At 75.0% G+C, this 12,313-nt stretch carries 10 protein-coding genes; 6 read left to right on the top strand and 4 right to left on the bottom strand.

Annotation, left to right across the window (positions count from 1 at the left end; translation table 11 throughout):
* Positions 1-112: 112 nt before the first annotated feature.
* Together ACI78Z_RS21500 and ACI78Z_RS21505 are read right to left on the bottom strand one after the other, a co-directional pair.
* Entirely contained in the window at positions 113-1,699 is a 1,587-nt protein-coding gene (locus ACI78Z_RS21500) for a PucR family transcriptional regulator (protein WP_457038589.1), read from the bottom strand.
* Between the two features lie 196 nt (positions 1,700-1,895).
* Positions 1,896-2,894, bottom strand: coding sequence for an acrylyl-CoA reductase family protein (locus ACI78Z_RS21505; protein WP_457038568.1), 999 nt, complete (start codon positions 2,892-2,894; stop codon positions 1,896-1,898).
* 116 nt (positions 2,895-3,010) lie between these two features.
* On the opposite strand from ACI78Z_RS21505, the gene ACI78Z_RS21510 reads away from it, so the two are divergent.
* The 6 genes from ACI78Z_RS21510 to ACI78Z_RS21535 all read left to right on the top strand — a co-directional run bounded on the left by ACI78Z_RS21510 (position 3,011) and on the right by ACI78Z_RS21535 (position 9,719).
* On the top strand, positions 3,011-5,074 hold the full coding sequence (locus ACI78Z_RS21510; RefSeq protein WP_457038569.1) for an acetate--CoA ligase family protein: 2,064 nt from the start codon (positions 3,011-3,013) through the stop codon (positions 5,072-5,074).
* A 38-nt stretch (positions 5,075-5,112) separates the two neighbouring features.
* Complete coding sequence (kal, locus tag ACI78Z_RS21515) at positions 5,113-5,541, top strand: 3-aminobutyryl-CoA ammonia lyase (RefSeq protein ID WP_457038570.1); 429 nt, start codon at positions 5,113-5,115, stop codon at positions 5,539-5,541.
* A 172-nt stretch (positions 5,542-5,713) separates the two neighbouring features.
* Positions 5,714-7,243: an aldehyde dehydrogenase family protein gene (locus ACI78Z_RS21520; protein WP_457038571.1), complete on the top strand. Its 1,530-nt coding sequence runs from the start codon at positions 5,714-5,716 to the stop codon at positions 7,241-7,243.
* Positions 7,244-7,282: 39 nt separating this feature from the next.
* A complete protein-coding gene (locus tag ACI78Z_RS21525) occupies positions 7,283-7,462 on the top strand; it encodes a hypothetical protein (protein ID WP_457038572.1) in 180 nt (59 codons plus the stop codon).
* Between the two features lie 272 nt (positions 7,463-7,734).
* Positions 7,735-8,007, top strand: coding sequence for a hypothetical protein (locus ACI78Z_RS21530; protein WP_457038573.1), 273 nt, complete (start codon positions 7,735-7,737; stop codon positions 8,005-8,007).
* Positions 8,008-8,195: 188 nt separating this feature from the next.
* Positions 8,196-9,719 carry an amino acid permease gene (locus tag ACI78Z_RS21535; protein ID WP_457038574.1) on the top strand — a complete coding sequence of 508 codons (1,524 nt, stop codon included), beginning with the start codon at positions 8,196-8,198 and terminating at the stop codon, positions 9,717-9,719.
* A gap of 22 nt (positions 9,720-9,741) precedes the next feature.
* Here the strand turns inward: ACI78Z_RS21535 and pruA are convergent, their stop codons facing one another.
* Both pruA and ACI78Z_RS21545 read right to left on the bottom strand, forming a co-directional pair.
* Positions 9,742-11,370, bottom strand: coding sequence for an L-glutamate gamma-semialdehyde dehydrogenase (gene pruA / locus ACI78Z_RS21540; protein WP_457038575.1), 1,629 nt, complete (start codon positions 11,368-11,370; stop codon positions 9,742-9,744).
* A gap of 29 nt (positions 11,371-11,399) precedes the next feature.
* Positions 11,400-12,311, bottom strand: coding sequence for a proline dehydrogenase family protein (locus ACI78Z_RS21545; protein WP_457038576.1), 912 nt, complete (start codon positions 12,309-12,311; stop codon positions 11,400-11,402).
* Between the last annotated feature and the right edge of the window lie 2 nt (positions 12,312-12,313).

The following is a 12,313-nucleotide window of genomic DNA, read 5'->3' on the forward strand; positions in this document are numbered from 1 at the left end:
CCCCGCCGCCCCCCCCCCCCCCCCCCCCCCCCCCCCCCCCCCCCCCCCCCCCCCCCCCCCCCCCCCCCCCCCCCCCCCCCCCCCCCCCCCCCCCCCCCCCCCCCGGGGCTGCTCACCCGGGTCCGCCGCCGAACACCTCGTCGGCGAGGACGGCGACGTGGAGTGACACCAGGATGTCCGGGTCGTCGAGGTCGACGCCGAGCACCTGCTCCACCTTGGCCAGCCGGTCGTAGAAGGCCGACCGCGACACGTGCAGCGCGGCCGCTGCATCCGACTTGCTCCCCGGGTGCCGGACCAGCGCGCGCACCGTGTCCAGCAGCCCGGACTGCGTGCGGGCGTCGTGCTCCCTGAGCGCGTCGAGCTCCCGGGCGGTGAACAGCCGCAGCCGCTCGTCGTCGGCCAGCATGGTCAGCAGGCCGCGCAGGTGCACGTCCTCCAGGCGGTGCACCGGGCGCGCCCGCGCACCCGGCCGCACCGAGTCCACGACGTGCAGCGCCTCGCGCAGGGTGCGCCCGACGTCGCCGACCCGGTCCACGGCGCGGCCGGCGCCGATCACGACGCGGACCCGCCGGTGCACGCGCCCGGCGAGGTCCTCCGTCACCTGCGGACCGGCGGCCGAGGGGCCGACGGAGAGCAGGGCCCGCACGGCACCGTCGATCTCGCAGACGAGGGCGGGCACCCGCATCTCGTGCACCGCGTGCGCGACCGCGGCCACCGCGGCGTCCAGCTGCCCGGGGCGGCGGCCGGGCTCGTCGGCCCCCACCGGCGGGCGCAGGGCCAGGCCGACGAGCTGCCGGCGGACCAGGGGGACCCCGGCGAGCTCGCAGCGCTGCAGCACGTCCGGCGCGCCGGGGTCGGCGAGCAGCCGGACGAGCAGCTCGTGGTGCGTGCGCCGGACCAGGCTGTCGCGCTGCCGGTCGTGCAGCCGGTGGAGGGCCAGGGCGGCCGCCGCCCGCTCCGCCGTCGCGACGAGGCGCTGCGGGGGCTCGTCCGGTGACTCGATGACCAGCCGGCCCCAGCCGCGGTCCGGTTTGCCCACCCGGGTCACCAGCCAGCCGTTGGCCTGGTCCCACGCGGTGCGCCCGTCGAGGGCGACGACGCGGGAGCGGGCCTGCCAGTCGGCCAGGGACGCGGCGGTGTCCCCGGGCCCCGAGCGGTAGTCGAGGACCCGGTGCTGCGCGTCCTCGAGGACGACCGTGGCGCCGGCGAGGCGCTGCACCGACTCCAGGATCTCCGCCGGGCCGGCCTCGGCGATGCTCAGCTCGGTGAAGACGTCGTGCACGCGCTGCGCCTCGCGCAGCTCCTCGAGCTGGTAGTCGACGATCCGCTCGCCAACCGCCTGGGCGACGGCCGCGAACCGGACCTCGCGGGCGAGCGCGACGAGGGGCAGCGACAGCCGCTCGCAGGCGGCCTCCAGCGCCGCGGGGACCTCCGTCCAGCGCCGTCCCAGCTCGATGACCAGCCCGGCGGCGTCGCTCCGGTCGAGGCTGTCGGCGAACGCCGCCAGGTCGTCGGCGCTGTCGGGCAGGGCGATCCCCGTGCTCAGCACCAGGTCGCCGCCGCGCAGCAGGGGAGCGATGTCGACCAGCTCGGTCGTGTGCACCCAGCGCACCTGGCGACCCAGGCCCGTGACCCCGGCGAGCACGCGCGGGCCGGCGCTGCGCAGGGCCGGCACGGCCAGGGCATCCCGGACGGTCATGCTGGCCACGGCGAGCTCCTCGGGGAGTGCCGGGGAGCCCGCTCCACGGCACGGCGGCGGTGGACCCGAGCCTAGGGAACGTCGAGCGCCGCGCGCCCCGGCGAGATCGGCGGTCTCGCACGGTTGCCGGCCTCGACGCGTGCGACACCGCCGATCTCGCCGGTCGACCTCCCCCCGACAAGTCCGAGAACCGCCGTCAGGAGACCCGCACCAGGGTGCGTCCGCGGGCCCCACCGTCGAGGATCCGCGCCAGCGCGCCCGGGACCTCCTCCAGCGGCACCTCGTCGGTGGCCAGCTCGTCGAGCGACGCCGGGCGCAGGTCGGTGGCCAGGCGCGCCCAGACCGCGCGGCGGCGGTCGATCGCGCACTGCACCGAGTCGATGCCGAGCAGGCTCACGCCGCGCAGGATGAAGGGGAAGACCGTGGTGGGGACGGCGGCGCCGCCGGTGTTGCCCGACGCCGCCACGGCCCCGCCGTAGCGCAGCGAGGCCAGGACGGCGGCGAGCGTCTCCCCGCCGACGCAGTCGACGGCGCCGGCCCACGTCTCCCGCTGCAGCGGACGGGAGGCGTCCAGTGCCGAACGGTCGACGACGTCGGCCGCGCCCAGCGACCGCAGCCAGTCGGCGGCCCCGGCCTTGCCCGTGACGGCGGTGACCTCGTACCCGCGCGCGGCGAGGACGGACACCGCCACGCTGCCGACGCCGCCGGTGGCCCCGGTGACCAGGACCGGCCCGGCACCCCGGACCAGGCCGTGCTCCTCGAGGGCGACGACGCTCAGCGCCGCGGTGAACCCGGCCGTGCCCAGGGTCATCGCCTGGCGCCCGCTCAGCCCGTCGGGCAGCGGCACCACCCAGCCGGCGGGCACCCGGGCGTACTCGGCGTAGCCGCCGTGGTGGGCGACGCCGACGTCGTAGCCGTGGACCAGGACCGGCTGCCCGGCCACCAGGTCGGAGCCCCCCGGGTCGACGACGGTGCCGGCCAGGTCGATGCCCGGCACGAGCGGGTCGATGCGCGCGACCCGGCCGTCCTTGCGGGAGGCGAGGCCGTCCTTGTAGTTGACGCTCGACCAGGACACGGCGACGACGACGTCCCCGTCCCCCAGGTCGGCGGTGGGCAGCGAGCGGAGCTCCAGGCGGGACTCCGGTCCCGAGGAGTCGGCGACCAGGGCACGGACGGAGGAGGGGAGAGCGGTCATGCGTCGATCCTGGGCCCGAGGGCGCACACCGTGCGAGTCATGGTGTCCGGTCGGAGGGGCGGCTCCCGACACCCTGTCCGCCCCGATCGCGGTCCTGCGGCCCCGATGCTCGTGCCGTGTCCATCGACGTGCGGTACAGGCCCCGCTCCCTGGCAGTCGTCGGTGCGTCGCCGTCGCGTTTCGTCGGCCGCGTCGCGCTCGAGAACAGCCGGGCCCTCGGTTACGGGGGCCGGCTCGTCGCCGTCACGCCGAAGCACCGCGAGGTCGCCGGCGTGACCGCGGTGCCCACCCTGTCCGACCTCGACGAGCCGGTCGACGTCGCCCTGGCGCAGGTCCGCGCCGACCGCGTGCTCGAGGTGGTCGAGGAGGGTCTCGCCGCCGGCGTGCGCACCTTCGTCGTCCCCGGCGCCGGCGCGACCGACTCGGGGACCGTCGCCCACGACCTGGTGCGGGAGCTGCAGCGGCTCCGGGAGGAGCGCGGCGTCGCCGTGGTCGGGCCCAACTGCATGGGCGTGCTCGACCTGGTCACCGGTGCGGCCCCCTACATCGGCAGCGTCGGTCCGCAGCTGCGCCGGGGGAGCGTGGGCCTGGTCGCCCAGAGCGGCGCGATCGTGGAGGCGTTCGTCAACGCCGGGCCGCGGGTGCCGCTGTCGACCGCGGTCTCCTCGGGCAGCGAGGCCGTGCTCACCCTCGCCGACCACCTGCGCTTCTTCGCCGCCGATCCGGAGACCACCGCGGTCCTGGCCTTCGTGGAGGCGATCGGGGACGGCGAGGAGACGCTGGCCGCCTGCCGGGAGCTGGCGGAGGCGGGCAAGACGCTCGCCGCCTGCGTCGTCGGCCGGTCGGCCACGGCCCAGGAGGGCGTGCAGGCCCACTCCGGCCGGCTGGCGGGCGCCGCCCGCACGGCCGCGGCCGCACTCACCCAGGCCGGCGCCGTGCTCGCCGCCGACCTCGACGAGCTGCTGACCCTCGGCGAGGTCCTGGGCACCCGGCGCCGCGTCGCGGGACTGCGGGCGCACCTGGTGACCAACTCCGGCGGGGAGGGCAACCTGCTCGCCGACGTCGCCGCCGACGTCGGCCTGGAGCTGCCCCGCCTGGGCGAGGACGCCCGCCGCGCCCTCGTCCAGCGCTGGCCGCGGTTCTCCCCGCGCAACCCGCTCGACCCCTGGGGCGCCGACGAGCACGAGGCCATCTACCCGGAGGCCCTGCGGGTCGCCGCCGCCGAGGGCGGGGACCTCCTCGTCGTCGGCATCGACCAGCAGCAGACCGCCGGCACCCACGAGAAGGACCTCGGCCTGTTCCTGGCCAAGGCGCTGCACGAGGCCGTCGCGGACACGACCACCGTGCCGGTCGTCCTCAGCCCGGCCAGCCAGGACCCGCCGGAGGAGCTCGCCGCCTTCTGCGCGCAGGCGCGGATCCCGCTGCTGCGCGGTGCCCGCCCGGCCCTGGGCGCCCTGGCCGCGCTCGGCCGGCGGGCGGAGGCCGGGCCCGGCGTCCCCGCCCCTGCCGTCCGGCCGGCCGACCCGGCCGCCGGCGGGCCCCTGCCGTCCACCGAGGACGAGGTGCTGGCCGCCCTCGCCGGCCTCGGCCTCGCGGTGCCGCGCACCCTGCGCGTGACCTCCGCGGCGGCCGCCGCCGACGCCTTCACCGAGCTGGGCGGTCCCGTCGTCCTCAAGGGCGTGGCCGAGGGGCTGCTGCACAAGACCGAGGCCGGGCTCGTCGCGGTCGGTCTGGCCACCGCCGAGCAGGTCTCCGCCGAGGCCGACCGCATGCTCACGTGGGCGGCGGAGCAAGGGGTGGGCCTCGAGCTGCTCGTCGCCGAGCTGGTCCGCGGGGACCTGGAGGTCCTCGTCGGCTTCCACCGCGACCCCGTCTTCGGACCGACCTGCCTGGTCGGCCTCGGGGGCGTGTGGACCGAGTTCCTCGACGTCGTGGACGTCCACGTCGGGGAACTGGACGGGCCGGCGGCGAGGGGCTTCCTGGAGCGCAGCCGGGTCGGCCGCATGCTCGCCGGCGCGCGCGGGGGCGCGCTCGACCAGGAGGGCGTCATCCGCGCCCTGCGCGCGGTCAGCCGGCTGGGCGCCTCCTCTCCCGACACCACCGCCATCGACGTCAACCCCGTGATCGTCAGCAGGACCCGCGCCGTCGCCGTCGACGCGGCGCTGACCCGCACCCCGTGACCCGTAGCACCCGACCGACACACCCGAGGAGCGAGGACATGACCGAGCAGACCCAGCCCATCGTCAGCACGCTGCGCGTGCGCATCGGCCAGGAGGAGGCCCACTACGGGGGCAACCTGGTCGAGGGCGCCCGCGTGCTCAAGTTCTTCGGCGACGTCGTCACCGAGGTCGCGATCATCACCGACGGCGACGAGGGCCTGTTCGTCGGCTACGAGAAGGTGGAGTTCCTGGCGCCGGTGTACGCCGGCGACTTCCTCGAGATCACCGGGACCGTCACCCGGATCGGCACCACCAGCCGCACGGTGCAGCTGGAGGCCCGCAAGGTGATCGCCTCCCGGTACGACGACAGCCCGTCCGGCGCCGACGTCCTGGACGAGCCCGTCGTCGTCGTCCGGGCGACCGGGACCACCGTCGTCCCCGAGGCGCACAGCCGCGGACCGCGCGGCGGAGGCCGCCCGGCCGCGTGACCGGGTGCCCCGACGGGCCCGACCGGCGCCGGCGGAGGCGGAGGCGGACCCGACGTCGGGGTTTCCGGTCGCGGCCCGTCGGGTGCAGGCTGACGACGCGACGCACCCTCCGCCGAGCGGGACGTCCGGCCCGGCCGGCTGACCCCTCCCCACCCAGGCACAGGAGATGTCCATGTCCGAGCAGAGTGTCCTGAGTCCCTCCACCGGCACGACGTCCCCGCCCACCCGGCTGATGCTCATCGGCGGGGACTGGGTCGAGGCCGTCGACGGCGAGTGGCGCGAGATCACCAGCCCGGGCCGGCGCGGCCAGGTGCTCGCCCGCGTCCCGCGCGGCAACGCCACGGACGTCGACCGGGCCGTCGCCGCCGCACGGGAGGCGTTCCCCGCCTGGCGCGACCAGCACTTCAAGGAGCGCCAGCGCCTGCTGCTGCGGATCGCCGACGCGCTCGAGGGCCGCGCCGAGGAGCTGGCCCGGGTCACCGCCGCCGACACCGGGAACGCGCTGCGCACCCAGGCGCGGCCCGAGGCGGCGCTGCTGGTCGACCTGTTCCGCTACTTCGGCGGCGTCGCCGGGGAGGTGAAGGGCACGACCCTGCCGGCCGGGGCGACCCAGCTGCAGTACACCCGGCAGGAGCCGCTGGGTGTGGTCGGCGCGATCCTGCCGTGGAACTCGCCGCTGATGATCGCCGGCTTCAAGGTCCCGGCCGCGCTGGCCGCGGGGAACACCATCGTGCTCAAGGCCGCCGAGGACGCCCCGCTGTCGATCCTGCTGATGGCCGAGATCTGCCAGGAGGTCCTGCCGCCCGGCGTGCTCAACGTCGTCACCGGTACCGGCCGGGCCGCGGGCAACGCCCTGGTCGAGCACCCCGGCGTCGACAAGGTCTCCTTCACCGGCTCCACCGAGGTCGGCCGCGGCATCGCGGCCAAGGCGGGGGAGCGGCTGGCCCACCTGTCCCTGGAGCTGGGCGGCAAGAACCCGTCGATCGTGTTCCCCGGTGCGGTGACCGACGAGCTGATCGAGGGGCTGGTGCTGTCCTCGCGGATCAGCCGGCAGGGCCAGAGCTGCACCGCCGGCTCCCGCCTGTTCCTGCACCGCGACGTCCACGACGAGGTGCTCGCCCGGCTGAGCGAGCGGCTGGGGTCGATGCGGGTCGGCGACCCGCTTGACGAGTCCAGCGACATCGGCGCGGTCATCAACGAGACCCAGTTCGACTCCATCCGGGAGTACCTGGAGGACGGGCTGGCCAACTCCGCGCTGCACGTGGAGACCGGTGGGCTGCCGCCGACGGACGGGCCGCTGGCCGAGGGGTTCTTCCACGTGCCCACGCTGTTCTCCGGCGGCGACAACAGCTTCCGCCTGGCCCGCGAGGAGATCTTCGGGCCCGTGGTCGTCGCCATCGCCTGGACCGACGTCGACGACGTCGTCCGCATGGCCAACGACACCGCCTACGGGCTGGGTGCCTACGTCTGGAGCCACGACATCGACCTGGCGATCACCACCGCGCACCGGCTCGAGGCGGGCTGGGTGCAGGTCAACCAGGGCGGCGGACAGGTCGTCGGCCAGTCCTACGGCGGCTACAAGCAGAGCGGCATCGGCCGGGAGGTGTCCCTCGAGGGCATGATCGCCGGCTTCACCCAGACCAAGCAGATCAACGTGCGCCTGGGCTCCGGCGCGACCCCCGCGCCCCGCACCGGACCCTGACCGGCGCAGTACTCCTGTCCACCTGACCGGGGAGGACCGATGGCCAGCTACACCGCGACCGCGATCTGCGAGGGCGACCACTGGGTGATCGACGTCCCGGGTGTCGGCACGACCCAGGCCGACAGCGTCGACGACATCGAGGAGATGGCTCTGGACCTGGTCGTCGCGATGACCCACACCGCCCCCGAGGAGGTGCACGTCCAGACGCGCATCGTCTGACCCGGCCACCTCCGGGCGGGGTGCGGCGCCAGGCTGCCGGTGCGGCCGGGGCTCCCTCCCCACCACCCTGGGCGACGGTCAGGACGGCGTGGCGCTGGGCGAGGAGGATCTCCGGACCGTCGCCGAACGGGGAGCCCCGACCGCCCGTCGGGGCGTGCGGACCGTCACGCCCGGACGTGCGACCCGGACCCCGGGCACGGCCCTACGGTGGACCCGGTGCCGGGACGCCGAGCCGTCCCCGCCGCGCCGCCCCGCCGACCAGGAGAGCCCCGGTGTCCCGCGAACCCGATCCCCTCGAGCCCGGTCTCCGCACCCTCGGCGCGCGGCCGGACCGGCGTGGGCCGGCAGCGGCACGGACCTGGACCCGCCGCCTGGCGCGCCGCCTGGTGCTCCTCGACTGCTGGTCCCCGGACAGCTCGGACCTGAGGTCGCCGCAGGCGGCCCGACGGCACCTGCGGGACGAGTGGACCCGCTCCGGCGACCTCACCGGGTCCCAGGCCGTTGCCCTGGTGGCCCTCGACGAGACGACGGCCTGGACGGCCTGACGCCCGCCGGCGCCGGCTGACGCCGGCAGGCGCACCGGCGTGTCCGGCGGCCCGCCCGCGCGCCGGGCCGGGCCCGCGCACGCGGCCTCACCGAGCGGAGTCGTTGTAGTGGCGCGCCCCCGGGGGCCGTCCCATCCTGGGACCCACGCCGGAACCCCACCGACTCGTTGCCACACGAGGGAGCGGACATGGCACACGGCCCCGCCGAGAGCGGTGACCTCCACAAGGGACTCAAGCAGCGCCACCTCACGATGATCGCCATCGGCGGCGTCATCGGCGCGGGCCTGTTCGTCGGCTCGGGCGCGATCATCGGTGAGGTCGGCCCCGCGGCGTTCCTGACCTACGCCCTCACCGGCGTCCTGATCGTCATGGTCATGCGGATGCTCGGGGAGATGGCGGTGGCCAACCCCTCGACGGGGTCCTTCGCCGACTACGCGCGGCAGTCGCTCGGCGGCTGGGCGGGCTTCAGCGTGGGCTGGCTGTACTGGTACTTCTGGGTGATCGTCGTCGGCTTCGAGGCCGTGGCCGGCGCGGCGATCCTGCAGCGCTGGCTGCCCGACGTCCCGCTGTGGGTCATGGCGCTCGTCCTGATGGTGCTCATGACGGCGACCAACCTGTTCTCGGTGGCCTCCTACGGGGAGTTCGAGTACTGGTTCGCCGGCGTCAAGGTCCTGGCGATCATGGCGTTCATCGGCCTCGGCGCGCTGTTCGTCCTCGGGCTCTGGCCGGGCCGTGACCTCGACTTCTCGAACCTCACCGAGCACGGCGGCCTGTTCCCCAACGGCGTCGGCACGCTCTTCTCGGGCATCGTCATCGTGGTCTTCTCGATGGTCGGTGCGGAGATCGCCACCATCGCCGCGGCGGAGTCCGACGAGCCGGAGCGCGGCATCGCCAGGGCGACCAACTCCGTCGTCTTCCGGATCCTGATCTTCTACGTCGGCTCGATCTTCCTGCTGGCCACCATCCTGCCGTGGAACTCCACCGAGCTCGGTGACTCGCCGTACGTGGCCGCGATGGAGGAGATGGGCATCCCGGCGGCGGCCGAGATCATGAACGCGGTGGTGCTGACCGCCGTCCTGTCCTGCCTGAACTCCGGCCTCTACACGGCCTCCCGCATGCTGTTCGTGCTCGCCGCCCGGCACGAGGCGCCGGGCCGGCTGCTCTCCATCAACCGGCGTGGTGTCCCCGCGTGGGCGATCCTCGCGTCCAGCGTCGTCGGGTTCCTCTGCGTGGTCGCGGCCTACGTCTCGCCGGACACGGTCTTCCTGTTCCTGCTCAACTCCTCCGGCGCGATCATCCTGTTCGTCTACCTGCTGATCACGCTGTCCGAGCTGCGGATGCGGCCGACGATCCCGCCGGAGCGGCTGCGGGTGAAGATGTGGTTCTTCCCGGTCCTGACGCTGCTCACGGCGGCCGCGATCGTCGCGATCCTGGTGCAGATGTTCGTCCGGGACACCACCCGGTCGCAGCTCGTGCTCAGCCTGCTCGCCTGGGCGGTCGTGCTCATCGCCTACGCCGTCCGGCGCAAGGCCATCGGCGAGGCCCACCTGACCGAGGAGGGGGTGGCCGCGGAGACCCGCGCCGACCGGTGGATGCACGAGCACGGCGCCGTCGTCGACGTCGAGGTCGACGCCGCCGTGGGGGAGGGCCGGCTCGACCCCCGCACCGTCCGCCGGATGGACGAGGAGGGCTACCCCACCGAGTCGCCGTGACGGGAGCAGCGGAGGACGGCGCTCAGCCCATGTGCGGGTACCGGTAGTCGGTGGGCGGCACGAAGCTCTCCTTGATCGACCGTGGCGAGACCCACCGCAGGAGGTTGAGGGGCGAGCCGGCCTTGTCGTTGGTGCCGCTGGCCCGGGCGCCGCCGAAGGGCTGCTGGCCGACGACGGCGCCGGTCGGCTTGTCGTTGACGTAGAAGTTCCCGGCCGAGAACCGCAGCACCTCCATCGCCTCGACGATCGCGGCGCGGTCCTGGGCGATGATCGAGCCGGTCAGGCCGTACGGCGCGGCGTCCGCGGCCTCCCGGACCACGCGGTCGTAGTCGGCGTCGTCGTAGACGAACACCCCGAGGATCGGGCCGAAGTACTCGGTGGTGAACACCTCGTGCTCGGGGTTGTCGGCCTGGACCAGGGTGGGCCGGACGAAGAAGCCCTCGCTGTCGTCGGCGGTACCGCCCGCCAGGATCTCCACGCCGGCCTCGCCGCGGACCCGGTCCAGGACGCCGGTCAGCCGGTCGAAGGACCGCTGGTCGATGACCGCGCCGAGGAACTTGGAGAAGTCGGTGACGTCGCCCATCGGCATGCCGTCGACCTCCTCCAGGAACGGGTCCCGGAGCCGGTCCCACACCGACCGGGGGATGTAGGCCCGCGAGGCCGCGGAGCACTTCTGCCCCTGGAACTCGAACGCCCCGCGCACCAGGGCGGTGCGCAGCACGTCGACGTCGGCGGAGGGGTGCGCGATCACGAAGTCCTTGCCGCCGGTCTCGCCCACCAGCCGGGGGTAGGCCCGGTAGCCGGTCAGGTTCTCCGTCACCGTCCGCCACAGGTGCCCGAAGGTCGCGGTGGACCCGGTGAAGTGGATGCCGGCCAGGTCGGGGTGCACCAGCGCGACCTCGCTGACCGCCCGGCCGTCGCCGGTGACCATGTTGATGACGCCCGGGGGCAGGCCGGCCTCCTCCAGGACCCGCATCGTGTGGTGGGCGGCCACCTGCTGGGTGGGCGACGGCTTCCAGATCACCGTGTTGCCCATCAGCGCCGGTGCGGTGGGCAGGTTGCCGGCGATCGCGGTGAAGTTGAACGGCGTGATCGCCAGCACGAAGCCCTCGAGCGGCCGGTGGTCGAAGCGGTTCCACACGCCCGGCGAGCTCTGCGGCTGCTCCTCCAGGATCTGCCGGCCGAAGTGGACGTTGAACCGCCAGAAGTCCACCAGTTCGCAGGGCGTGTCGATCTCGGCCTGGTAGCAGGTCTTGCTCTGCCCGAGCATCGTGGCCGCGGCGAGGGTGTGCCGCCACGGCCCGGCGAGCAGCTCGGCGGCCTTGAGGAAGACGGCGGCGCGGTCGTCGTAGGACATCCGCCGCCACGCGGGCGCGGCGGCGCGGGCGGCCTCCACGGCGTCGGCGACGTCCTGCGGGGTCGCGTTGTGCATGGTGCCGAGGACGGCGTCCTTCCGGTGCGGCTGGACGACGTCGATGGGCTCACCGCCGCCGGCGCGCTGCTCACCGCCGATCGCCATGGTGAGCTCGACCCGCTCGGCGGCGAGCTGCTTGAGCCGCTCCTCGAGCGCGGCCCGCTCGGCGCTGCCGGGGGCGAAGTCGTGGACCGGCTCGTTGACCGGCGGGGGGACCTGGGTGACGGCGTCGAGCACGGCGGATCACGCTCCGGGTGTCGTGCGGGTCATCGACCGACGAGGGCCCGCAGGAAGAACAGCAGGTTGGCCGGGCGCTCGGCCATCCGGCGGGTCAGGTACGGGTACCAGGCCGAGCCGAAGGGGATGTACACGCGGACGCGGTGACCGTCGTCCACGAGTGACTGCTGGAGGTCGCGGCGGACGCCGTGGAGGAACTGGAACTCGTACTCCTCCGGGCCCCGGCCGGCCCGGGCGGCGGCCTCCCGCGCGTGGGCGACGAGCTCGTCGTCGTGCGTGCCGAACGCGGGGTCGGAGCCGTGCTCGAACAGCCAGTCGGTGAGGTACCGGAACTGCGCCCTGATCTCGGCCCGGCCCTGGTGGGCCCGCTCGAGCGGCTCCGCGTAGGCGCCCTTGACCAGCCGGACCCGCGGCCGCAGCGGCGCCAGCGTCTCCAGGTCCGACGGCGTGCGGCGGAGGGCGGCCTGCACGGCGAGGCGGGTCCGCGGGTGCGCGGTCGCGGCCTCCCGGAACAGCGCCAGCGTGTCCGGGACCAGGCTGCTGTCCTCCATGTCGATCTCGACGGGGACGCCCACGGCCTCGGCGGAGTCGAGGATCCCGGTCAGGTTGGCCCGGCACGCGTCCCGGTCCACGGTCTGGCCGAGCTGGGAGAGCTTGATGGAGATCGGGGCGTCCAGACCGCGGGCGGCGATGGCCTTGGCGGCGGCCTCGTACTCGGCGACGGCGGTGTCCGCGCCGGAGAGGTCGGTGACCCCCTCCCCGAGGAGGTCGAGGATCCCGCCGATCCGCCGGGCCGCGAGCGCCGTGGCCACGTCCAGCGCCTCGTCGAGCCGCTCCCCGGCGACGAAGCGGTGGGCGGCGCGGCGGGCGATCGGGTTCTCGGTCACCTGCCGCTGGAGCCTCGGGTTGGCCGCGGCCCACACCAGCACGCGGTTGACCATGG

The organism is Geodermatophilus sp. SYSU D01176, assembly GCF_054050015.1.